The sequence below is a fragment of the Mucilaginibacter galii genome (genome assembly GCF_014635825.1).
Classification (GTDB): domain Bacteria; phylum Bacteroidota; class Bacteroidia; order Sphingobacteriales; family Sphingobacteriaceae; genus Mucilaginibacter; species Mucilaginibacter galii.
In genome coordinates this window covers 23,002-46,699 of record NZ_BMDO01000014.1, presented here as the reverse complement: position 1 = coordinate 46,699, position 23,698 = coordinate 23,002, and the positions used below count along the sequence as shown (strand labels likewise).

The 23,698-nt window shown below is 42.9% G+C and carries 23 protein-coding genes; 14 read left to right on the top strand and 9 right to left on the bottom strand.

Annotation, left to right across the window (positions count from 1 at the left end):
- The first annotated feature begins 110 nt into the window (after positions 1 to 110).
- The 6 genes from IEV61_RS19115 to IEV61_RS19090 all read left to right on the top strand — a co-directional run bounded on the left by IEV61_RS19115 (position 111) and on the right by IEV61_RS19090 (position 5,220).
- A complete protein-coding gene (locus tag IEV61_RS19115; RefSeq protein WP_188418670.1) occupies positions 111 to 1,208 on the top strand; it encodes a peroxiredoxin family protein in 1,098 nt (365 codons plus the stop codon).
- A 221-nt stretch (positions 1,209 to 1,429) separates the two neighbouring features.
- The gene (locus IEV61_RS19110) at positions 1,430 to 2,491 is read left to right on the top strand and encodes a sensor histidine kinase (RefSeq protein ID WP_188418669.1); all 1,062 of its coding nucleotides are present in this window, start codon (positions 1,430 to 1,432) and stop codon (positions 2,489 to 2,491) included.
- Between the two features lie 51 nt (positions 2,492 to 2,542).
- On the top strand, positions 2,543 to 3,193 hold the full coding sequence (locus tag IEV61_RS19105; protein ID WP_188418668.1) for a DUF47 domain-containing protein: 651 nt from the start codon (positions 2,543 to 2,545) through the stop codon (positions 3,191 to 3,193).
- A gap of 21 nt (positions 3,194 to 3,214) precedes the next feature.
- Entirely contained in the window at positions 3,215 to 4,222 is a 1,008-nt protein-coding gene (locus tag IEV61_RS19100) for an inorganic phosphate transporter (protein ID WP_188418667.1), read from the top strand.
- Between the two features lie 42 nt (positions 4,223 to 4,264).
- On the top strand, positions 4,265 to 5,026 hold the full coding sequence (locus IEV61_RS19095) for a DUF4197 domain-containing protein (protein WP_188418666.1): 762 nt from the start codon (positions 4,265 to 4,267) through the stop codon (positions 5,024 to 5,026).
- A 32-nt stretch (positions 5,027 to 5,058) separates the two neighbouring features.
- Positions 5,059 to 5,220, top strand: a complete 162-nt coding sequence (locus IEV61_RS19090) for a hypothetical protein (protein WP_188418665.1) — start codon at positions 5,059 to 5,061, stop codon at positions 5,218 to 5,220.
- 101 nt (positions 5,221 to 5,321) lie between these two features.
- Here IEV61_RS19090 and IEV61_RS19085 read toward each other — a convergent pair whose 3' ends face one another.
- From IEV61_RS19085 to IEV61_RS19075, 3 genes are all read right to left on the bottom strand, one after another.
- Entirely contained in the window at positions 5,322 to 5,882 is a 561-nt protein-coding gene (locus IEV61_RS19085; protein ID WP_188418664.1) for a DUF922 domain-containing protein, read from the bottom strand.
- A gap of 67 nt (positions 5,883 to 5,949) precedes the next feature.
- A complete protein-coding gene (locus IEV61_RS19080; protein WP_188418663.1) occupies positions 5,950 to 6,432 on the bottom strand; it encodes a hypothetical protein in 483 nt (160 codons plus the stop codon).
- Positions 6,433 to 6,499: 67 nt separating this feature from the next.
- Complete coding sequence (locus IEV61_RS19075; protein ID WP_188418662.1) at positions 6,500 to 7,435, bottom strand: SPFH domain-containing protein; 936 nt, start codon at positions 7,433 to 7,435, stop codon at positions 6,500 to 6,502.
- A gap of 74 nt (positions 7,436 to 7,509) precedes the next feature.
- Here IEV61_RS19075 and IEV61_RS19070 point away from each other — a divergent pair, with 74 nt between their 5' ends.
- Positions 7,510 to 7,698, top strand: coding sequence for a hypothetical protein (locus IEV61_RS19070; RefSeq protein WP_188418661.1), 189 nt, complete (start codon positions 7,510 to 7,512; stop codon positions 7,696 to 7,698).
- 50 nt (positions 7,699 to 7,748) lie between these two features.
- Here the strand turns inward: IEV61_RS19070 and IEV61_RS19065 are convergent, their stop codons facing one another.
- The gene (locus tag IEV61_RS19065) at positions 7,749 to 8,297 is read right to left on the bottom strand and encodes a C40 family peptidase (RefSeq protein WP_188418660.1); all 549 of its coding nucleotides are present in this window, start codon (positions 8,295 to 8,297) and stop codon (positions 7,749 to 7,751) included.
- A gap of 276 nt (positions 8,298 to 8,573) precedes the next feature.
- Here IEV61_RS19065 and pdhA point away from each other — a divergent pair, with 276 nt between their 5' ends.
- From pdhA to IEV61_RS19045, 4 genes are all read left to right on the top strand, one after another.
- Positions 8,574 to 9,569: a pyruvate dehydrogenase (acetyl-transferring) E1 component subunit alpha gene (pdhA, locus tag IEV61_RS19060; protein WP_188418659.1), complete on the top strand. Its 996-nt coding sequence runs from the start codon at positions 8,574 to 8,576 to the stop codon at positions 9,567 to 9,569.
- Positions 9,570 to 9,613: 44 nt separating this feature from the next.
- Entirely contained in the window at positions 9,614 to 11,308 is a 1,695-nt protein-coding gene (locus IEV61_RS19055; protein ID WP_188418658.1) for a dihydrolipoyl dehydrogenase family protein, read from the top strand.
- Between the two features lie 251 nt (positions 11,309 to 11,559).
- Entirely contained in the window at positions 11,560 to 13,140 is a 1,581-nt protein-coding gene (locus IEV61_RS19050; RefSeq protein ID WP_188418657.1) for a hypothetical protein, read from the top strand.
- Positions 13,141 to 13,221: 81 nt separating this feature from the next.
- Complete coding sequence (locus tag IEV61_RS19045; RefSeq protein WP_188418656.1) at positions 13,222 to 13,890, top strand: hypothetical protein; 669 nt, start codon at positions 13,222 to 13,224, stop codon at positions 13,888 to 13,890.
- Between the two features lie 422 nt (positions 13,891 to 14,312).
- Here the strand turns inward: IEV61_RS19045 and IEV61_RS19040 are convergent, their stop codons facing one another.
- Positions 14,313 to 16,268 (bottom strand): YfbK domain-containing protein, encoded by a 1,956-nt coding sequence (locus IEV61_RS19040; RefSeq protein ID WP_188418655.1) that lies wholly within the window; start codon positions 16,266 to 16,268, stop codon positions 14,313 to 14,315.
- Between the two features lie 85 nt (positions 16,269 to 16,353).
- On the opposite strand from IEV61_RS19040, the gene IEV61_RS19035 reads away from it, so the two are divergent.
- The 3 genes from IEV61_RS19035 (at position 16,354) to IEV61_RS19025 (ending at position 20,518) form a co-directional block, all read left to right on the top strand.
- Positions 16,354 to 16,926 carry an RNA polymerase sigma factor gene (locus IEV61_RS19035; protein WP_188418654.1) on the top strand — a complete coding sequence of 191 codons (573 nt, stop codon included), beginning with the start codon at positions 16,354 to 16,356 and terminating at the stop codon, positions 16,924 to 16,926.
- On the top strand, positions 16,916 to 18,529 hold the full coding sequence (locus IEV61_RS19030) for a TonB family protein (protein ID WP_188418653.1): 1,614 nt from the start codon (positions 16,916 to 16,918) through the stop codon (positions 18,527 to 18,529). Before IEV61_RS19035 ends, IEV61_RS19030 begins: the two co-directional genes overlap by 11 nt.
- A 222-nt stretch (positions 18,530 to 18,751) precedes the next feature.
- Positions 18,752 to 20,518, top strand: coding sequence for a DUF885 domain-containing protein (locus tag IEV61_RS19025; protein ID WP_188418652.1), 1,767 nt, complete (start codon positions 18,752 to 18,754; stop codon positions 20,516 to 20,518).
- A 74-nt stretch (positions 20,519 to 20,592) separates the two neighbouring features.
- On the opposite strand, the gene IEV61_RS19020 is transcribed toward IEV61_RS19025, so the two are convergent.
- The 4 genes from IEV61_RS19020 to lptB form a co-directional block, all read right to left on the bottom strand.
- On the bottom strand, positions 20,593 to 22,104 hold the full coding sequence (locus IEV61_RS19020; protein ID WP_188418651.1) for a GH3 auxin-responsive promoter family protein: 1,512 nt from the start codon (positions 22,102 to 22,104) through the stop codon (positions 20,593 to 20,595).
- Between the two features lie 275 nt (positions 22,105 to 22,379).
- On the bottom strand, positions 22,380 to 22,637 hold the full coding sequence (locus IEV61_RS19015) for a type II toxin-antitoxin system RelE/ParE family toxin (protein WP_188418650.1): 258 nt from the start codon (positions 22,635 to 22,637) through the stop codon (positions 22,380 to 22,382).
- Entirely contained in the window at positions 22,631 to 22,846 is a 216-nt protein-coding gene (locus IEV61_RS19010; protein ID WP_188418649.1) for a hypothetical protein, read from the bottom strand. The genes IEV61_RS19015 and IEV61_RS19010 overlap by 7 nt, the downstream gene beginning before the upstream one ends.
- A gap of 51 nt (positions 22,847 to 22,897) precedes the next feature.
- A complete protein-coding gene (gene lptB / locus IEV61_RS19005) occupies positions 22,898 to 23,635 on the bottom strand; it encodes an LPS export ABC transporter ATP-binding protein (protein WP_188418648.1) in 738 nt (245 codons plus the stop codon).
- Positions 23,636 to 23,698: the final 63 nt, after the last annotated feature.

The following is a 23,698-nucleotide window of genomic DNA, read 5'->3' as shown; positions in this document are numbered from 1 at the left end:
GTTAAAATTAGGCTTTACATGCGGTTAGTGGCGTGGCAAGTTTGTTTTTTATGGTAAATTGTGCAACGCAAGGCATTGCTCTCTGTCATATCTAAACAGAACCTTTTAACATGAAAATAAATCTACCCAAAGCATTCCCCTTATTAAGCTTATGCCTTATTGCGCTTACAGGCAGCACAATGCCCGGCGCAAATGATGGTCTGGCTGTATACAATAAAGTATCTAAGGCTTTAAACAGTTTGAAAACCATTCAATATACTTACCGCAGGGAGTTCAATTATCCATCCGAAGGGTACCTATCTAAAATCGAAGGACAAATGTATTTGGATTTCATCACCGATGCCCAGTTGGTTGGTTTCAGGTACCAATACTCGCACAACGGAGAGTTTACCACCTTTAATGGATCTGAAATCTTTAGTAACAATTTAGAAGATAAAACTCTCCGCATTAAACGTAACCTTACTCCTGCAAGCTTTGAGGGTAATTCATGGATATACCATTCGATGGTTACCTTGCGAAATGCGCTACCCATGGTTATGGCCGATAACAGCATTGTTAAAACCGTAACTGACACCTTGGTTAGCGGTAAAAGGTATTATAACCTAAAGTTTGTGTTACCCAATAAGTTGTTAACTTATTTAGGCACCGGTTACAGCCCGGTAACCATTCAGCGCACCTTTGTATATAAAATACTGGTTGATCCGGCCACCAACCTGCCGGTAACCGTGCTGCAAACCAATACCATTAACAACGATTTAAACCGTACCGATTTTGTAAACGCCACCACCAAAACGCAGCCTCCGGCCGAAACCTCGTGGTATTCTTCTAATTACCTGAAAGATTATGCCCTTGCTACAGAGGGGAAGCATGAACTGATCAAAGCCAATATACCAGCGCCCGACTGGCAATTAACCAGTGCAGAAAACAATGCTGCGGTAAACCTGAGCCAGTATAGAGGCAAACTGGTGTTACTGGAATTTTGGATAAAAAACTGTAGCTATTGTATAGGTGCTGTACATAAACTCAACGCCATGCAGCAGCAATACCCTAACAATAAGTTTAAGATACTGGCTATAAACATGGAAGATTATAAGGAGATGATTGCGGTGTTTAAAACAAGCATAAGCCGGAATACGAACTCTTGTACGGAAACGATAAAGTGGATAAAGCTTACTGTATCTTCTCATTTCCAACAGTTATATTGGTAGACAAAACCGGGAAGATCATTTACGCAGATGACTTTGACAACGATAAGCTGCATGAGTTGATTAAAAGTAATTTGTAATATTGGGTTATAGGAGCAACGTTTATTGATGAAACCGTGCCCCTATATTTTTGAAGTACTGGTTTTTAAACACACAGGGAGTAAAGTTTATTATCTTAACTAAAGCACTTCATTTTCCACTTTAATAAACCCTAACTTTACGTTATGAAACTCAGTGTATTGGTATTCATCAACGCATTGGCGGTGGCAATAACGCTGTCAATTGTAAATTACTATTTTCAGCATAAGTGGTTCGACCTGGTGGTTACCTTCACCATTAGCTTTATTACGAGTTATGTGGTTTTTTATTACCTCATCGAAAAATACGTTTACTCCAAAATTAAACTCATTTATAAACTCATTCATAACCTGAAACTGGGCCGCGATTTGCGAGATGCCCTGGGCGAATCGACCAGTACCGACCCAATTGGCGATGTGGAGCAGGAAGTTAAAGCCTGGGCGCGAGAAAAGAAAACCGAAATTGAGCAGCTGCGCAGCCAGGAAAAATTCAGGCGCGAGTTTTTATCCAACATATCGCACGAGTTTAAAACCCCGCTGTTTGCCATACAGGGTTATATTGATGCCATTGTAGATGATGAGTTTGAAGATACGGAAATGGCCATGAAGTTTTTGAAAAAGGCTGAACGTAATGTAGACCGCCTGAGTTATCTTATCAAAGACCTGGACGAGATAGCCAAGCTCGAGTCGGGCGAGATTCCTATCAACTTCACCAAGTTTAAGATCAACGATCTGGTTAAGGAAATATTTGAGCAAATGGAGCTCAAAGCCAGTCAGCACCAAATTAAGCTTATTTTTAAACAGAAGTATGATGACGCGTTGATGGTTACCGCTGATAGGGATAAAATATGCCAGGTAATGATCAACCTTATTGATAACTCGCTAAAATACGGCAAACAGGGTGGCAGTACCTCCGTAAGTTTGTTTGAACTGCACGACCAGGTGTTAGTAGAAGTAACTGATGATGGATCGGGCATCAACGAAAAATGTCTGCCCCGCCTGTTTGAACGCTTTTACAGGATAGATAGTCACCGCTCGCGCGATATTGGTGGTTCGGGGCTGGGCCTAGCCATTGTTAAACATATTATAGAAGCACATGAGCAAACGATTAATGTGCGCAGTACCGAGGGCGTAGGCTCAACTTTTGGCTTTACCCTGCAACGCGTAAAACAATCTCCTTTTCAGGTGATACCAGCGTTAAAGAGTTAACATTAACTTAACATTGCAAGGTGTACCTTTGCAAAAACTATTGAATTAGCAATGTCATTAAACAGCATATTCCAGTATTTTGTACCCAAGGATAAAAAGGTGTTTTTTCCTTTGTTTGAGCAGGCTGCCAGTAACGTAGTAGCTATGGCTACCGTTTTGGTTGAAGCTGTAAACTCTAACAACCCGGCTACCCGTCAGGATCAGTTTAAGCAAATTGACAAACTGGAAAACCGTGGTGACGAGCTAACCCATCAAATTTACCTGGAATTAGGCAAGAACTTTATTACCCCTTTCGACCGCGAAGACATTCATGCGCTGGCAACTGCCATTGATGACGTGGCCGATTATATACAGGGTTCGGCCAACCGTATGCTGTTGTATAACATCGAAGAGTACACCGAGCCTATCTTAAAACTATCGGAACTTACCTTGCAAGGCAGTATAGACCTTGAAAAGGCAGTGCGCGAGCTTAAAGATCTGAAAAACGTACGCAACATTGCCGATTCATGCATTCGCATTAACAGTGTGGAAAACCAGGCCGATTACGTTTTTGACCGTGCCGTTGCCGACCTTTTCCTGTATGAAAAAGATGCCCTGCGCTTAATTAAATACAAAGAGATTTTAGCTGCGCTGGAAACAGCAACCGATAAGTGCGAGGATGCAGCCAATGTAATGGAATCAATTTTAGTTAAAAACGCCTAATTGTTTTAACCCTTTACTTACATGGTTACTTCCCTACTCGTAGTTGTAGTTCTTTTAGCACTTATATTCGATTTTATAAACGGATTTCACGATGCGGCAAACTCTATTGCCACCGTGGTATCTACCAAAGTGTTAACGCCTTTTCAGGCGGTGCTTTGGGCTGCTGCTTTTAACTTTTTAGCCTTCTTTTTAATTAAAGATCATAAGGTAGCCAACACGGTAGCCAAAACCGTGCATGAAAATTTTATTACCATGCATGTGGTAATGGCCGGCTTAATAGCCGCCATAGCCTGGAACTTGGTAACCTGGTGGTTTGGTATTCCATCCAGTTCATCGCATACCTTAATTGGTGGCTTTGCCGGCGCGGGTATGACCAACGCTATTTTTATGGGCGTTAACCCGCTTACGGCAGTTAATACCCACGAGATATTGCGGATTGCTGCTTACATTGTACTGGCCCCGCTTATTGGTTTGGTTATAGCTTATGTAATTACCATCATCATTTTACACCTGTTCAAAAATTCTCGTCCGGCTGTTGCCGAACGTTGGTTTAAAGCGGTTCAGCTGGTATCATCGGCGGCGTTAAGTTTTGCCCACGGTGGTAACGATGCGCAAAAGGTAATGGGTATTATTTATGTTGCGCTGGTTGCAGAAAACGTTATTCAACAAGGCCAGCACATGCCCGATTGGATTCCGCTGGCTTGTTACAGCGCTATTGCAGCAGGTACCATGAGCGGCGGTTGGAAAATTGTGAAAACCATGGGTAGCAAAATTACCAAGGTTACCCCGCTTGAAGGTGTAAGTGCCGAAACTGCAGGTGCTATTACCCTGTTCATGACCGAGCGTTTAGGTATCCCTGTATCAACAACGCACACTATTACCGGTTCTATTATTGGAGTTGGTTTAACCAAACGGGTTTCGGCTGTACGTTGGGGTGTAACTATCAACCTGGTTTGGGCCTGGATCATTACTATTCCTATTTCGGCCTTAGTAGCGGCTGCCGTATTCTCCATCATTCAGTTGTTTTAGGTAAAGCAAACTTTAAAGCGTTTACATTGTAGTCAAACTACTATGAAGCGCTTTTTTACTTTTTTGCCTTTACTGTTTATTTTTATGGTTACCAGCAGCTGCGATACGCTAAATACTGCCGTGCAAAATGCCGGTAATGGTACCATTTACAATCCATCCCAAAGTACGGGTACACCCAGTACGCTCGAGATGATTAGCGGCCTTAAACAAGCTTTAGAGCAAGGTACCAATAAAAGCACCAGCCAGCTATCTGCCTTGAACGGCTTTTTTGGAAATGCCGCTGTGAAACTGCTTTTACCACCCGAAGCCCAGAAAGCCGAAAGCACCCTGCGCAAATTAGGCTTCAACAAACTTTGCGATGATGCCATCCTGTCGCTCAACCGTGCCGCTGAGGATGCAGCTGGTAAAGCAGCTCCCATATTTGTATCGGCCATTAAGCAAATGTCTATTCAGGATGTGACCAATATTTTGCTGGGTGGAAGTAAGGATGCAGCCACCAATTATTTTAAACGTGTAACCACCGGACAGTTAAGCGAGCAGTTTAAACCGGTTATTCATACCAGCCTGTCAAAAGTTGGCGCTACCAAATACTATGGTCAGTTAGCTACGCAATACAACAAAATACCATTAGTTTTTAACAAGATCAATCCTGATCTGGACGATTATGTAACTCAAAAAGCCATCGACGGATTATTTTACCGCATAGCCCAGGAAGAACTGAATATCCGCACCAACTTTTCATCGCGTACCACACCGTTGCTGCAAAAAGTATTCGGCTACGTGCAAAAAAGAACCAACGGATAGTTGGAATAGACGATTGGACTTGGAACAGAAGGATGCTTGGACTTAGGGAAGAAGGACTTTTAGACTTGGGGAGGAAGAATGTTTGGACTTTGAACGGACGTTTAGACTTAGAGAAGAAGGATGTTTGGACTTTGAACGGACTTTTAGACTTAGAGAAGAAGGATGTTTGGACTTTAAACGGCGTTTGGACTTAGAAAAGAAGGATATTTGGACTTAAGAAAGAGAATTTAAAACGCTTATTACGCATTTATTAAAAAAGTCCTTATTCTCTAAGTCCCTTCATCAAAATATCTAATCAATTGTTCATTGCTAAATTACTTGCCCGGGCAACTTCCTGGTTAAGGTAGTTTACCCAGGCCGCTTGCTGTTTGCGGTTTTGCATGTGCTGGGTATCACTGTCGTAGTCAGCATTCATTTGGCGGTATTTGTCATCTATACGCTTAAATACGTCGTTGGCTTGTCGCTGGTAATCGCCGGTATAACGAACCCGGTTCAATTCGGTTATCATCTCCTGCTGCATCATATAAGCAATTTGATAATGGCCCTGTTCGTGTCGTAGCACTTCGTCCATCATATTGGCATTGGTTACCATTTGCCGGTTAATCCACGAGCGGTCGCGGTTAAGCAGCAGGCTAATGTTAAAGGTAAGGCGGTAATCGCCCCGGTATTTTTGCACATCGTACTTCATGGTTACATCGCAACTGGTATGTGCCACATAAAATCCGCTGCCAGGGGGCACAGCACCTGTAAAATCATTAGGGGTTAACAGGCGATAACCTTGCTGGGCATAGGCAGATGTGGCTGCGATAAAGAAAAGCAAAGCGGCAAATATCAATCTCACGTATCTAAGCATCATTAATGAGGTATTTGCTTTTTGACTAAAGGAATGGCTTAGAGTTTAATTAATTAGAATAATAGCCGTTTTAGAAAGGCTTCCCAATACCTTTAATGTAAAGTAAGCAGTATGCCTCATATTGAGTTTGCCCATATAGCTTTTCGTAACCTTCTAAATTTTTAACATATAGGTTAAGCGGTTTATTGTTAAGCGTTGATGCTTTTGACAATTCCTCAATTTCGAGAGGAAAAGGACTGTTATTCGGATTTGGTGTATGTATACACAGCGCATCATCCGAACTATCTATATCATAAATGATTGCATAAAGCTGAAAGTCAGATTTTATGCGGTGTGTCATATTAACTAACAAGCTAAAGTGCCGGAACAGTTTATCAAGGTGAGGCTTTCTTTTGTTGAAACTATTGTTACCGTAGCCTTTCCAATCAAAGTGTATGTGCCAGTTATCAAACCAAATTTCGGGACAATCAAAATTGAGCCACGTCATTTCTTTAAAATCGTTTTGCAATCCGAGGTTGCTATAATACCTTTTTAAACCTCGCTGCTTCTTCATTAATTTTAGTGAATTGTTAAATGGACGTTACTTCAATAACTGCTACTTGCAACAACATTAGGTAGCTTTATCGGTCATTCTTTACTGCATCGGTTTGTAAACTATGCATGGCCATCATCTCTTTCATGGTCTTTTGCATGTTTTCGGCCGAACCATCGAGGAAGATGACGTTGCCTTTAGAGTTTTCGGAGAAGTGCTTAATGGCTTCGGTCCACATAGTGAATAAGATTACCGAGGTATCCATATTGGCCTGGTGCATTTCCTTGGCAGCTACCGTCATACCTTTGGCCACTTCCTCGCGGAATAGGGCCACACCTTGGCCGCGTAACTGCGATGCCTGGCGTTCGGCTTCGGCGGCAATCTTAATGGCGTTACCCTCGGCCTCGGCAGCTTTGGTTTTGGTGATGAGGAGCGCTTGTCCTTCGTTTTCGGCGGCAGCTTTCAGGTTGTTGCTGGCTACTACCTGGCTCATCGATTTCATGATCACATCATCAAACGTAATATCGTTCAATTGCAGATCCTGTAAATGGTAGCCCCAGCCTTCTAAAATATTATCTATCTGTTCCTTTACGTGCTCCACAATTTCGCGGCGCAATATCAATACATCGCTCTGGCGTTTAGTAGCCACATAAGCCCGGATAGAGCCTTCTACGGTACGTACCAATGCCTGCATAAGATTACGTTCATCCACAAACTTAAAGGCTACGGCTTTGATGGCTTCCTCGCTCTGGTCAAAAACTGAGTATAAGATCATAGCTTTGAAGTAAACATTAGCCTGATCTACCGTTACCGCCTGAAACTCGAGCTCTACCGAACGGTTTTGAATAGAGATACGCGATTGCAAAACCTCTATCAACGGAATCTTAAAATTAAGCCCTGGCAGCAGTATACGGCGGTATTTACCAAAAACGGTAACCACGCCAACGGTGCCCTGCTTTATGGTTACAAAGGAGGTAAAGCCTATAATAACTAAAATAAAAATAATAATCCAAACGGCAATCATATATTGGTGTTATAAGACAATAAATATAAAAGTATTATTTATAGATGCTACTTAAATCATTTAAATAAATTATTATGAACTTAAAACGTACTTTCGGAGCCATTTTGACCATCTTAGGCATTATTGGTCTTATTTATACCGGTATTCAAATTATTCAGCACAGCAGTAATGTGACCAACCTGATCGTGATCGGTGTAATTGCTATCATCTTTTTCTTTTCGGGTATGGGCTTGGTGCGCAACACCACCGATAACGCCAAATAACAAAAAAGCTCCCGTTTATGGCGGGAGCTTTTTCTTTTGATATATATCGATTAATTATTTTGAGGGGCTTCTGCAAGTAACCGGCCGCCTTTATAATAATAGCGGGTCCAGTATGGGTCGGCCAGGTAACTTACCATTACACCTTTACTTGAAGATGCGTGTGCAAATTTACCGTTGCCAATATAAACGCCTACATGGGTAATGGCGCGGCTGTGTATCTTAAAGAAAACTAAATCTCCTTCTTTCAATTCTTCTTTACCTACAGGGTTAACCATGCTGAAGATGTTGCGGCTATTGTTGCCAATGGCAGTGTTAAACACCTTGCTGTAAAGCTGGTAAGCAAAGCCAGAACAATCAATACCACGTTTAGTATCGCCACCTAAATGGTAAGGAGTACCGATCCAGTCGTATACAAATTGAAAAAGCTTTACGTTTGAGGTGGCAGACATAGCCACACCCATAATTTGTGAAAAGTAATCTTTGGCTAAACCTTTATCTTCTTCGGTTTCAGTAACCTGGGTACTTGGAATGCTTTTTGTTTGGGCCTGTGTGCTTAAAATACTCAGGGTTAAGGCAATAGCTAAGGACAATTTCTTCATCTAATCAACAGTTTTCTTGAATTAATTGGTGACTTGTTTATTAAAATGGACACTGGTGTCTATTGTTGAAGACAAAGCTATACATTATTTCCAAAAAACCAAATCTCGAAAAAATATTTTTTCATAATTAATTTCTGGTGCGCTGCAGTTAACCGGAGTAGGGAAAAACGCTACCCTGCCTAAATTATTTTTAACAAATGTGTTCCGAAATCGATTTTTTTCAAGGATATAATTAGATTTGCGCATCCCAAAAAACAGTAATTGATTCTTTAATAAATGAGTTCAATCGAAATAACTAAAGACACCTACCTGATGTGGTACGAACTGATGCTGTTAATGCGTAAGTTCGAAGAAAAAACAGGACAGTTATACGGACAGCAAAAAATCAGAGGTTTTTGCCATTTATATATAGGCCAGGAGGCTGTTTTAGCCGGAGCCGTATCGGCCTTACGTCATGAAGACAGCATGATCACCACTTACCGCGATCACGCTCATGCTTTAGCCAAAGGTACTTCGCCGGGCGCTATCATGGCCGAAATGTATGGTAAAGCTACCGGTATCTCTAAAGGTAAAGGTGGTTCTATGCACATGTTCGATAAGGCTAACCACTTTTACGGTGGCCACGGTATTGTAGGCGGTCAAATTCCGCTGGGTGCCGGTATTGCCTTTGCCGAAATGTACAAAGGTACCGACCACGTGAACGTTTGTTATATGGGCGATGGCGCCGTACGCCAGGGTGCCCTGGGCGAAACCTTTAACATGGCCGCCCTGTGGAAGATCCCTGTAATTTTTGTTTGCGAAAACAACGGTTACGCCATGGGTACTTCGGTAGCCCGTACCACCGCCGATGTAGATATTTATAAATTAGGTTTGCCATACGGTATCCCTTCATCGGCAGTTGATGGTATGGACCCTGTTGCAGTACACAACGCTATGGACGAGGCCGCGCGCCGCGCGCGTGCAGGCGAAGGTCCAACCTTCCTGGAAATGCGTACCTATCGTTATAAAGGTCACTCCATGAGCGATCCGCAAAAGTATCGTACCAAAGAAGAGGTAGAAAGCTATAAAGCCAAAGATCCTATCGAGATAGTGAAACAAGCTATTGAGCAAAACGGTTATGCCGACGAGAAATGGTTTGAGGAAATTGCAGCCAAAATTAAAGCACAGGTTGACGAAGCGGTACAGTTTGCCGAAGAATCGCCATGGCCAGAGGCATCTGAACTATACACCGATGTATACGTACAGAGCGATTACCCATACATTCGCGACTAACCTATTTTAAAACATAATTAACCCCAAACTATCATCAACATTATATGGCTGAAGTAGTTAAAATGCCCAAAATGAGCGATACCATGACCGAAGGGGTCATCGCTAAATGGCATAAAAAAGTTGGCGACAAGGTAAAATCAGGCGATTTATTGGCCGAGGTTGAAACCGACAAAGCCACTATGGATTTTGAATCGTACCAGGACGGTACCTTACTTTATGTAGGTATTGAAGAAGGTAAAGCTGCTGCCGTTGATGCGGTAATTGCCGTAATTGGTAACGAAGGCGAAGATTATAAATCGTTATTAGAAGGTGGTGCGGCTCCGGCTGCCGAGGCTAAGGAAGAAAAACCTGCCGAAGATAAAGCACCTGCTGCCCCTAAAGAAGAAAAAGCTGCTGAGCCCGCTGTTGATTTGTCGAGCATTCCTGCTGCCGTTATACGTATGCCTTTATTGAGCGATACCATGACCGAAGGGGTAATTAACAAATGGAACTTCAAAGTTGGTGATAAGGTTAAAGCCGATGATTCATTAGCCGATGTAGATACTGATAAAGCTACCATGGAAGTAGTAGGTTACGAAGAAGGTACCCTGCTTTACATTGGTGTTGAAGAAGGTAAAGCTGCACAGGTAAACGATATTATTGCCATTGTTGGTAAAGAAGGTACCGATATTCAGCCTTTATTAAAAGGTGGAAACGCTGCGCCTGCCGCCGCTGAAAAAAGCGAAGAAAAGCCGGAAGCTGCTGAAGAAACTGCTACTGCAAGTTCTTCTACTGAAACGTCACAAGATGACAGCCGCGTAAAAGCATCGCCTTTAGCACGTAAAATTGCTAAAGACAAAGGCATCAACTTAAACGAAGTAAAAGGTAGCGCCGAAGGTGGTCGCATTGTTAAGAAAGATATAGAGAACTTTACGCCATCGGCTAAAGGCGCTTCACAAGATAGCGGTGTATCTGCATCAACTTCGCAAGTACAAGCCGAGCAAGCTGCCAGTGCAAATGCTAAAGAAGGTGCTGCTAAAGCAGGACCAACTATTACCTTAGCACCGTTTGTAGGCGAGGAAAAATATACCGAAAAGCCGGTTACGCAAATGCGTAAGGTTATTGGCAAGCGTTTAAGCGAAAGCTTGTTTACCGCACCTCACTTCTTTGTAACCGTTTCCATTGATATGGATCAGGCTATTGTGGCCCGTGGTAAAATGAACGAAGTGTCGCCAATTAAGATCTCATTTAATGATTTAGTGGTTAAAGCTTGTGCTGCTGCCTTAAAACAGCACCCTGCCATTAACTCTTCATGGTTGGGCGATAAAATTCGCTTTAACGAGCATGTAAACATTGGGATAGCCGTAGCGGTAGACGAAGGTTTGCTGGTACCGGTTGTGCGTTTTGCCGATGGTAAATCGTTAAGCCGCATTAGTGCCGAGGTTAAAGAGTTTGCCAAAAAAGCTAAAGACAAAAAACTGCAACCGAGCGATTGGGAAGGTTCTACGTTCACCATTTCTAACTTAGGTATGTTTGGTGTGGATGACTTTACCGCCATTATTAACACGCCAGACTCTTGTATATTAGCCGTAGCAGGTATACAACAAATACCGGTAGTTAAGAACGGAGCTGTGGTTCCGGGTAATGTAATGAAGGTAACGTTAAGCGCCGATCACCGTACGGTTGATGGTGCTACTGCAGCCGCATTCCTGAACACGGTTAAATCATTATTAGAAGAACCGGTAAGGTTATTGATATAAATAATATACAAAATATAAAGAAGCCTCACTGAAAAGTGAGGCTTCTTTCGTTTATACGCGTGCATAATATAGGTGTATTTAACAGTTTGTTGAAATTATGGAAATTTTTCGCTGACAATATCTCATAAACATACTGTTTTTATGAAACTAATTTAAATATATATTAAAAGTTTATTAAATATATCTTTTAAAGCAATAATGGCTTAAATTGCAGTTAGTAAAGTTCAAATAATTCACTAATTGCAATTAAAATGAAAAAAAATTACACAAAATTTCTGTTTTTATTTTCCTTATTGTTAATTACAGTTGCAGGCTGTAAAAAAGGCGAGATCAAGGAAGAAGGTACCGATGCTATGTTGCAGGAGGCAAGCAACCGTACTAAAAATGTAAGAAACATTACCGACCCTAATGATCCTAACCTTGATCCTAACTGGCAATGGTGGCAGTACCAGGCGCACAATTTATATTATTCGCCAACGGGTTCAGTTAGCAACATCCAAACCATAAATACCTTTCTTCCTTTTTATACACAGGGTAATGTACTCAACTCAGGACCCGAACTTGATATATTTCCTGAGGATGGCTGGGTATTAGCTTTCAGAGATTTTGGAACGCCTACAAGGCCTATTGATTTTCCGTTCTTTGTGCTTTATAATAAGTACCGGGCTATATTCAGGGTTATGTTGTATAACGCCCAGCAGGTACCGTCGTCTTATTTAAAGGCCGATTTAAGCTTCGTTAATCCGGGTTATACAGGCGGACTCATGACCTTTAATGCCGAGGGCGCCGGTTCGTTCCTGAATAATTATGATCCCAATGTTAAAGATCATCAAATTGCAACCTCAAATCAGTTTTCAGATTGGTTAGTATTCGACTACAACCTGGCAGGTTATGACCCCGGATACGCCATGAACGCAGGCTTGAAGCTGCAAATTAACCGGATTGATGAAACTACCATCACTTTAAATTCAACTGATTTTACGTTGAATGAAACCATTACACAAGTTACACCGGGTGGTCAGGGAACATCTTTTGCCAATGCTATCAATACCGGTTACAACATTGTTGACGGTGCCGATAAATTTAGAAAAGTATTGAAAGAAAGCCAGTGGGGTAAACCTGATAATAGTATTTTCCACAACATTTTAAACTCATCATATGCGGATGCTATACCGCTTGTGGGTACTGCCCTCGGCATTATAAAATCCTTTATTGGTGGAAAGACGAAGCCGGCACCAAGGCAACCATTGAAATTTAGTGGAACTCTAAACTTTTCGGGTCTTGCTGTTTTAGGTAACACATTGTACAGTCGTACCTTTTCGTTGAACAGTAATAGCACCGTGCTTTCTGACTATAAACCAGTACAGCCTATAAGCTGGGGCTTATTTAATATTGTAGAGATGCCTACCTTTAACTGTTCCATAAAAGAGGGATATAACGATAATTGCCAGTGGTATGTAGATGCAACGGCCGAATTGGCTAATCCGGTAAACTTCATTTCTAATCACGCAGCAAATGGGCTGATCTTCAAAGGAGCCACAATTGGTATAATTGTAGCACCTGGCGATCAGCGGCCGGAGTATGCAACACGTTATGGCGGAGCTTTTCCTTATCACCAGGAAACACGCCAGTTAGTCTATGGGGAAACTATTGAAAATATGTATAGTGGTAAACAAATTGGGCTGAAATTATACTATGAAGTAATCAACCCAACAAAATATATGGATAAGGATATTGTGATTTATAAAATCTATCCGGCAAACTATAATTTTACAGGTAGTCAAAGGGTAGATACTTGTCCTAACCCTCCAGGCGGCGGTATTTCATGGTAGGTAGCTGCGTATAACTAATTACTTGAGCCCTTTAGTAAAAGCTAAAGGGCTTTTTTGTTACTTTTGCAACCCAATTATATAATGAAGGCCATCGCTACTTTCCTGCTGATGGTTTGCAGCGTATTTACCGCTGCGAGCCAGGCACAGCTTAAAAAGCTGCTGGAAAGAAATGTGCCTTGTGTTTTTGAAGGTACAGAGATCAAGCTGGATACCGCGCACTATGCCGAAACCCGTAATGTATCGTACAGCTACGCTTACACTTACCCCAAATACTTCAAAGAAATATGGCCGGTAGAAGAGGTGGTAAGCGAGGTACGTAAAAAAACTGATGCCTATATTGATACTGTTACTTACCTGAGCCCTGATAAACAAGCCAGCTTTAAAATATTTGCCGGGCAAGTTGTACCCTTTCCACTTGGCAGCAGGCGGGGCCTTAAGGCTACCGATGTTTTAGCCGTTGAAAAAGCGGTGGATGATTATATCAAAATACTCAAAGCCGGTAAAGACAAAGAATTGGGTAAAGTAAAAATTAGTTTCCTCTGTAAAGGTACTAAGGGTTACAACTACAGCATTTGCCTCAAAGGCAGAAAAGGGCAAAGCCAATACCTCTACAAGATCATCGTAGCCGAAATGCCTGTTTCCGGCGATCTTATCTTTTCGCATTTCTTATACCAATACCCCTCCATTGCCAAAGACAAATACGATGCATTAGGCGTTACGCTGGCCAATGCGTTTAAAGCCGATCAATAATTTTTGCCGCCCGTTAGGGCCTGATTGCGCGGGTGGTTAAATAATAATAATTATATATACCGCCCGTTCGGGCGTCCACGCCTGAACGCATCTTAAGGTAAGCGTCCACGCTTGCGAAATGCAACCGTAAGCGTAGACGCTTACACGAAGATTCAATCAGGCGCGGACGCCTGATTGGGCAAGGAAATTCCAGTAAATTTAATTATGCTAATCTAAAGGAGCTATAGCGTGGCAACCGCACGTGTTAAGGTAAGCATCCTTGCGGTTGCCACTTCTCTGTCACTCCTTGCAATTACTTTTACTTTAATACCAATGTCATTTCGAACGATAGTGAGAAATCCTATATAAGCAGCCAGTAGTAAACTTATTTTTCGAACAGGATCTCTCACTATCGTTCGAGATGACACATCATCATCTTATATTTACTCTTCTACCGCTACCAGCCCGCTTTTGCTTAACAGCTTGGCGCTTTCGGCCAGTTTAACAAACTCGGCACGGTAGCCTTCGTGGTCATTGCCTTTGGCGGCACGGGCCATTTCTATAGCCTCGTTATATTTAGAACCTTGCTTGAATTCCGAATCGCGCAGCAGCATACCAAACTCCGCTACCGCGGTGGCAAAGCGGAAATCAACCGAGGTATTTTTAAACTCTACCGGCTTATCCATGACCACGGCTTGGCTCAGTTTACTTACCGATCCTGCCGGTTCTTTATAACGGAACTTGATGGTTAGCATGTCATTAGAAATAAAATTGGTAGCAGGTTTCTCTGCCTTTTGATACTTTAATGGATCTACGCTATGGGTAAACTTATCATGTACCCCGGCAGGAATAATTTCATATAACGCCGTAACTGTATGCCCGGCACCCATATCGCCGGCATCTTTTTGGTCGTTATTAAAATCTTCTTTATTCAGCAGGCGGTTCTCATAACCAATAAGGCGGTACGAGGCTACCTTGGCGGGGTTAAATTCCAATTGCAGTTTTACGTCTTTAGCCACGGTGAACAAGGTGCCGCCAAATTCGCTCACCAGCGTTTTGCGGGCCTCTGTTATGTTATCGATGTAAGCATAGTTACCGTTGCCCTTATCGGCCAGGGTTTCCATTTTGCTGTCTTTGTAATTACCCATGCCATAGCCTAACACCGATAAAAATACACCACTTTTACGTTCCTGCTCAATCAGGGTTTCCATGTCGCCGTCTGATGATGCACCCACGTTGAAATCGCCGTCGGTAGCCAAAATCACACGGTTGTTTCCATTTTTGATAAAATTTTGAACAGCTGTTTTGTAAGCTAACTTAATACCCTCGCCACCCGCGGTTGAGCCACCTGCACTCAGGCGGTCAATAGCATCTTTAATTGTAGTTTTTTGATTGCCTGGTGTAGAAGGTAATACCAAACCTGCCGCACCGGCATAAACCACTATAGCCACCTTATCCTGAGGGCGTAGCTGGTCTACCAACATTTTAAGCGACGACTGCACCAGCGGCAGTTTATTGCTCTGATTCATAGAGCCTGATACATCGATTAAGAATACCAGGTTAGAGGCCGGAAGCTTATCAGTTGCCACCACACGTGCCTTCAAACCTATGCGTAGCAGGCGGTGCTGTGGGTTCCAGGGCGCGGCGCTTAGTTCGGTATGGATGGCTACCGGCTCGTTATTGGTAGGGGCAGGCAGGTTGTAGTTAAAGTAATTGATCATTTCCTCAATACGCACGGCATCCTTGGGCGGTAATTGACCGCTATTGATAAAACGCCTTACATTGCTGTATGAGGCTGCATCTACATCAATAGAAAAGGTAGACAGGGGAATGTCCATCGCACTTTGAAAGCCGTTTTCGGTGATGCCTTTGTAGCTCTCTTGTTCTTGCGGTGGTGCATATCGTCCATATATACCATTAACAGTTGCCTTTCCTCTAATCATTATTCTTTGCGAAGCACCTGGCTTACCGGGACTAACCTGTATACCGGCTGCACGGCCTTGCAAGGTTTGTTGAGGTGCCGCAACTTGCACTTCGGCTAAACTGGCACTTTTGTCTGCTTTCGGAGAGCCATAACTCATCACTACCAAATCTTCACAGAATACAGATGGTTTTAGATAAACATTAACAACGCCTTTGTTTTTAAAAATTACCTTTTTGTTTTCAAAACCTACATGAGAAAAAATGAGTGTAATGTTTTTCTCAGGAACGTTTATAGTATAAGCCCCGTTCTGGTTAGTTTTCTCACTGATACCTGTCCCCTCTACATTAACATTTACCCCCGCTAAGGGATAGTTGGTGCTCTGGTCGTACACTACACCGGTAACAGTTCGGTTGCCGGTGGCCATTACCGTAGTAAGGCTGCCCAGCATCAATAGTAAGAAGATGAATTTTTTCATGGCTGTTTAATTTGATTTGTACTTAGGATGCAGCACATAATCAATTTCCATAAGCCGGATAAAAAATTTATTTTACGGCACTTACATGAGTTGGTTCAGCAGCAAAAATAAGCCCGACGTAACAGGTGACGATGACCTGCTGCAAAGCTACCGCCAAACCGGCGATTTGGCTGTGCTTGGTCAACTTTACGAAAAGTATATGCCGCTGGTTTACGGTGTTTGCCTCAAATATTTGCAGGATGAAGAGCAAAGCAAAGATGCTGTAATGCAGATATTTGAAGAACTTATTGTGAAGGCTACCCGGCACGAGGTTAAACAGTTTAGAGGTTGGCTATATGTGCTGAGCCGTAACTTTTGTTTGATGCAGCTGCGCGCTAACAAGAAAACGGAAACGTTAAGTTTAGACGGGGTTATGGAATTTCCTTTCGTTTTGCATCCTGAGGTTAACGATACAGAAGCGAATGTGAACCAGCTGGAAAAGTGTATGCAAAAGCTATCGCCCGAGCAGCAACAAAGCATCGACTTGTTTTATATTAAAGAGAAGTGTTATAAAGACGTGGCCGAGTTAACCGGCTACTCGTTAAACGAAGTAAAGAGCTATATCCAAAACGGAAAGCGGAACCTGAAAATTTGCCTGGAAAATAACCGTGAGCGCTAACAAGACCAACATATCGCAGATCAGGAAGTATCTCAACGGAGAGCTTGATGCCCGTGCTATGCATGAGTTAGAACGCCAGGCGCTCGATGATCCGTTCTTGGCCGATGCCCTGGAAGGCTATGCACTTAAAGGCGATCAGCAGCACAACCTGGCCGATCTGCAAAAGCGTCTGCGGCGCCGTACTGCACCAACGCGTAAGCGGCTAACGCTGTGGCCAAGCCTTACCATTGCAGCCTCGGTATTGTTGTTTGTTGCGGTGGGCGGTTGGTGGCTGGTTAATAGCCATTCGTCAAGGGTGAACGAGTTACCATCGGCCGATCATGCTATAGCTAAAGCAAAGCCGGTGATGCCTGCTGTGAAGGTGCCTGAACCGAAACCCGATTCGGCAGTGTTAAGCCCCGCATCGCCCAATAATTTAGTAGTTGCTCAAAATCGTAAAGGTAGTATACCGCCAAAGAGCTTTGGTAACAGATATGCACCTCCGGCTGCGGATGCTACAGCGGCCGAACCACAAGCTGAAAGTATGTCTGCTAAGCCGCAGCAAGTACAGGCCGATGAGGCAGTGGCTAATTCTCCGAAACTGGCGCAACAGTTGGTTAGTGATAAAGCAGCAGGTGTCAATGGCCTGCCGGGTAGCAGCCCCGATATCCGCATCAGGGGAGTTGGCTCAATTGCAGGCAAAGAACCGTTGTATGTAGTTGATGGAAAAGTTTTCGGAGGCAAAATCAGCAATATAAAGCCAGCCGATATCCAAAGTATTTCAATACTTAAAGATGCGTCGTCTACGGCCATTTATGGTTCCAGAGGTGCGAATGGTGTTGTGTTAGTAACCACTAAACGGGGTAGTATGGCCCGGTTAAAGAGTGATTCTGCACTGTCTGAAAATATGCTGGCCAGTGTGCCTATATATGGCTATCAGGCGCAGGAAAGGAAAGAAGCTACCAGCAGTGTGGCCAGTGTAAAACCTGCCGAGATACAGCAATCGCTGCAGGGCAGTGTGGCAGGGGTAATTGTAAGTAAGGGTAAAAAAGTAAAAGCATCAGATACGTTAAAAACAATTACCGGTAGGGTGCTCGATAAAAACGGTACGCCATTACCCGGTGTGAGTATACTCACGGCCGATAAAAGTAAAATAGTGCAAACTGATGTTAATGGGAAGTTTAAGATAGATGCCTTCAACAAAGAGGAATTACTGGTTTCTTACATAGGCTACGAAAGTAAGCGGCTAAAAGTTAAAGGCAAAGATAGCCTGAATGTAAGCCTGAACCCCAGTTCGGCTTCGCTTAATGAAGTGGTGGTAGTAGGTTATGGAGCTGCCAATAACGAAAGAGAAGCTGAAGCAGCCCGGCCACAGAAAGGGTGGAGCGCGTTCAACCAATATATTAAAGATAATACCAAGCCGGTAAACGGTAAAACAGGCGTAGTACGGTTAAGCTTCGTGGTCAATGCAGACGGTAGCCTTGCTAATTTTAAGATTTTAAAAAGCCTGAGCGCCGAAGCCGACAAAGCAGCTATTGAATTGGTACAAGCCGGCCCGGTTTGGTTACCCAACACCAACAGGCAACCTGAAACGGTTAGCCTGCGCATCCGTTTTAAAAATTAAAGTAGCATTCATTAAAGTTTTCACGCGTAAATATTGGGAGTTCTGGGAAAAATTGAATCTCTCTTTTTGCTAAATAAAAAAAGCTACTTCAATAAAGAAAAATGTATTTTTTTGAAGTTTGATGAATATTAGCGGGCACTTCATGCGTAAACGCTCTTACATTATTCCGTTGCGAAATCATCGCCAATTATTGCCTATATTTAGCTTTTAAACCGCATTCTCATGAAAATATCAGGCTTATTGTTTTGTGTAGTTCTGTTTATGGCAGCTTGCAAGCAACCCGAAAAACAAAGTAACACCAACTTCAATAAACTGCTGGATAATTACTACGAGGACCGCCTTAAACTCTTCCCCTTAGAAGCCACCGCCTCAGGAGACAACCGCTATAATGACCTTTTGCCTAACGATGGTTCTGCACAGTTTATACAGCAGGCCAAGAGCTTTTATAATAGATATATAGATAAGCTGCACGCCGTTAAGCGCGACGATTTGGACGAGCAAGACAAGCTTTCTTATGATGTGCTCAACTATCAAACTGCCGTTCAGTTAGAGGCTTATAACTTTCCGCTGGAGCAAATGCCTTTTAATCAGATGTTTTCGCTGCCTTTAACTATCGGCCAGTTTGGTTCGGGCTCATCGGCACAGCCTTTTAAAACGGTTAAAGATTATGATAATTGGTTAAAACGCTTGTCGGCTTTCTCCATATGGGCCGATACCGCCATGGCTAACTTTGATAAAGGCATCAAAGCGGGCGTGGTTATGCCCCGGGCCTTGGTTTTAAAAATGATACCGCAAATGGAGAGCATGGTAGTTACCGATGTTACCAAAAGCTTGTTTTATGAACCTGTCAAGAATATGCCTAAAGACTTTTCGGCTGCTGATAAGGAAAGGCTTACCCAAGCGTACAAAGAAGCTATACTGCTTAATGTGGTTAGAACCTATGGAAAATTAGGTGCTTATTTAAAGTCTACTTACTTACCGCATACCCGCAGCACTTCGGGTTATTCATCGCTGCCCAATGGGGCGGCCATATATGCTTACTTGGTTAAACAAAACACAACCACCAACAAAACGCCCGAAGAGATCTATCAGATAGGGTTAACTGAAGTAGCACGCATCCGTACCCAAATGGATAGCATTAAGAACAAGGTAGGCTTTAAGGGTGATTTGAAAGCGTTTTTTGAATACATGAAAACCGACAAAAAATTCATGCCTTATAAAACGCCTAAAGAAGTTTTAGCTGCTTTTGAGAGCATTCATCAACGCATGGAGCCAAATCTTAAAAAAATGTTTAACCATAAGCCTAAAACACCTTTTGAGATACGGCAAACTGAAGCTTTCCGTGCGGCATCGGCCAGTGCCGAGTATAACCAGGGTAGCGCCGATGGCAGTCGCCCGGGTATATTTTATGTGCCTATTTTGGATGCTGCTACCTTTAATACCACTTCGGGCATGGAGTCATTGTTTCTGCATGAGGCTATTCCGGGGCACCATTATCAGATCTCGTTAACGCAGGAGAATACATCGCTGCCTAAATTCCGCAGGTTTACTTATGATAATGCTTACGTAGAGGGTTGGGCACTGTATTGCGAATCGTTGGGTAAAGAACTGGGCTTATATACCGATCCTTACCAGCACATGGGTGCCCTTGGCGATGAAATGCATCGTGCGGTACGTTTAGTGGTTGATGTAGCCATTCACACCAAAGGCATGACCCGTGAGCAGGCCATTAAATACATGATGGATAATGAAGCCATTAGTGAGCAGGGTGCCACTGCCGAAATTGAGCGATACATGGCCATCCCTGGTCAGGCGCTTGGCTATAAAATAGGTGCACTTAAAATTCGTGAATTACGTACCAAGGCCGAAAAAGAGTTGGGCAGCAAATTTAATCTGGCCGATTTTCATGACCAGATCTTAAAAGATGGTTCGATGCCTTTGAGTGTTTTGGAAGCTAAGATCAATGCATGGATACCCAGTAAGAAGTAATATCAAAATATTAGTCTGAACCTGTCGAAGCACTTGCCGCCTGGTTAAATCTTCGATACGTTCTGACTGAAAAATTAATTCATCATTCCTAAAATACTCTCCACGTAATCGCGGTTGTTGGCCAGGCGTGGCACTTTGTGCTGACCGCCCAGTTTGCCACGGCTTTTCATCCAGTTTACAAATGTGCCGTTGGGGGCAGCATGTACCCGTGGACGGTGCAGGGCCATATCTTTGAAGCGCTTGGCATCATAATCGGAGTTAACCTTGCGCAGGGTTTCATCCAATAGATCTACGAAGCGCTCAAACTCTCCCGGATGCTTTTCAAATTCGATGATCCACTCATGACCGCCACCTTTATTGTCAGAAAAATAAATAGGAGCCGCGGTATAATCGCGGATGATTGCCTCTGTTTGGCGGCAAGCTTCCTGTAAAGCACGCTCGGCATTATCTATGATAATTTCCTCACCAAAAGCATTAATAAAGTGCTTGGTGCGGCCAGTAATTTGTATACGGAAGGGATCTAACGAGGTAAAACGAACCGTATCACCAATCATATACCTCCATAAGCCGGCGTTAGTGCTAATGATGAGCGCATAGTTTTTTCCTAATTCTACCTCATCGAGTGTGAGTGTATCGGGGTTCTCATCGTTTATGTTTTCTAAGGGCAAAAACTCGTACCAAATACCGTAATCCAGCATTAGCAGCATATCGCCCGGTTCTTCCCGATCCTGAATCCCAAAAAAGCCTTCGGAGGCATTGTAGGTTTCCAGGTAGTACATATCGGCGTTGGGGATCAGCTTTTTAAACTGGTCGCGGTAAGGCGTAAAATTTACCGCCCCATGAAAGTACAGCTCCAGGTTGGGCCATATTTCGAGCAGGTTGTTTTTGCCGGTAATTTCGAGGATGCGTTTAAAAAGGATGATGTTCCAGGTGGGTACGCCGCTAATGCAGGTTACGTTCACATTCCTGGTAGCATGTGCCATCTTCTCTATCTTTTCCTCAAAATTTTCGAGGAGGGCTATGGTTAAATCGGGCGTGCGATAAAACTCGGCCCACATGGGGAGGTTTTTCATGATCACGGCAGATAGATCGCCAAAAAAAATGTCGGTATTTAACTGCCCTATTTGGTGACTGCCACCTAAAGTGAGGCTTTTACCGGTAAAAAGTTGGGCATCGGGCCGGTTATTGCAGTAAATGGTGAGCATGTCTTTACCGCCTTTAAAATGACATTCTTCCAGCGATTCTTCGCTTACAGGGATAAACTTGCTGCGATCGTTGGTAGTACCCGATGATTTGGCAAACCACCTGATCTCCGAAGGCCAAAGTAAGTTTTGCTCGCCTTTGAGCATGCGCTCTATGTAAGGCTTTAACGTATCGTAAGTTTGAATGGGAACGCGTTCTTTGTAATCTGCAACGGTATTAATGCTTTTGTAGTGGTGCCTTTTACCCCATTCGGTATCCTCAGCATTAGAAATCAATTGTTTAAACCATTCCTGCTGAACATCATTAGGGTATTTCATAAAAAGCTCGATCTGGTGGATGCGCTTTTTCATGAGCCAGGTAACAACAGAATTTAGAATGGTCATACGTGGTGCCGAAAATAACGAAAAGTTTTTAGTTCAATATCTGGATTATTATCACTGCAGAAATTGAACGGATATAATGTTAAACAGCGGCTAAAGATGCAGGTTAATTGGTTACAGATTTTCAGAACATCATACTCAATCAAAAGTTTTATTTTTAGGCCATGAAAGAATGTATAATGCTTTTTATGCAATTGCGCTTTAGAGCAAGATGACTATTAAAACATTAAATATATTCAGAAGAAATTAATACTTTAAGGGGTTCTTACTGGTATGCCTTAACGTATTATACGAATTTGCTTTTCAGTAATACGATATGAAACGCGATAGTGATGTTTTTCGAAGGCTCTCCAACTTCCATCGTTGTTTGTTTTATATAAATCGGCTGGATGTTTTTCTGGATGGTTAGAAAGATGAATTGTTAAATCAATCAATTCATCTCTTACCATTTGTGCATTTTGTAATGAGTCTAAAGCAATGTATTCATAAACTTTTTTTAGCGCAGCTTTTGCACTATTGCTCCAAACAACTACCACTTTTTGGCTTCTGCCTTTAAATCTGTAGCAGTAATGTATTTCCCACCATCAATTTCAGTATCGCCTTTTTTGAGGTCATCGTTATATTGACCTAAGGTTTGCGGTTTCTCTGTAGTTTGAAAACCAATGTCCATTAACTTTAAAGAGCTAATTAACCACTCACGCTTGGATGGGTCTTTTATTTTATCAAAATCAATAATTAGTTCCATGAGGACGATGTGTTGATGATTAAAATTAGCTATAATTATTAATACTCGTTTCTAATCAAAGGTTTTTCTTTTCAGTACAAAGTTGGCACCCAGGTAAACCTTGCGCACCATTTCGTTAGCAGCTAATACTTCGGGTACGCCCGATTCCAGTATTTTGCCCTCGAACAGTAAATAAGCCCGGTCGGTTATGGAGAGGGTTTCCTGTACGTTGTGGTCGGTAATGAGGATGCCGATGTTGCGGTGACGGAGTTTGGCCACCATAGCCTGAATTTCTTCTACAGCAATAGGATCTACACCGGCAAAGGGCTCATCCAGTAATATGAAATTGGGTTCGGCAGCAAGGGCGCGGGCAATCTCGGTACGGCGACGTTCACCACCCGAGAGCAGGTCGCCCCGGTTTTTGCGAACTTTATGCAGACTAAACTCGTCTATCAATTCTTCCAGCTTATCTTTTTGTTGTGATTTGCTCATGCTGCCCATTTCGAGCACAGCTTTGATATTGTCTTCTACGGTTAACTTACGAAACACCGAAGCCTCCTGTGCCAGGTAGCCAATACCTTTTTGAGCGCGTCGGTACATGGCATCGTCGGTAATTTCTTCATCATCCAGGTAAATTTTTCCCTCGTTAGGTTTAATTAAACCCACGATCATGTAAAACGAAGTAGTTTTGCCGGCACCATTAGGCCCCAGCAAACCCACAATTTCGCCCTGCGATACATTGAACGATACATCGTTCACTACTGTACGCTGCTTGTATTTTTTTACCAGATGGTCGGCACGTAGATTCATATTTTCTTCAGTTGTCAGTATTCGGTTGTCAGTTGTCTGTGTTCATTGTAAATTGCAAGTTTG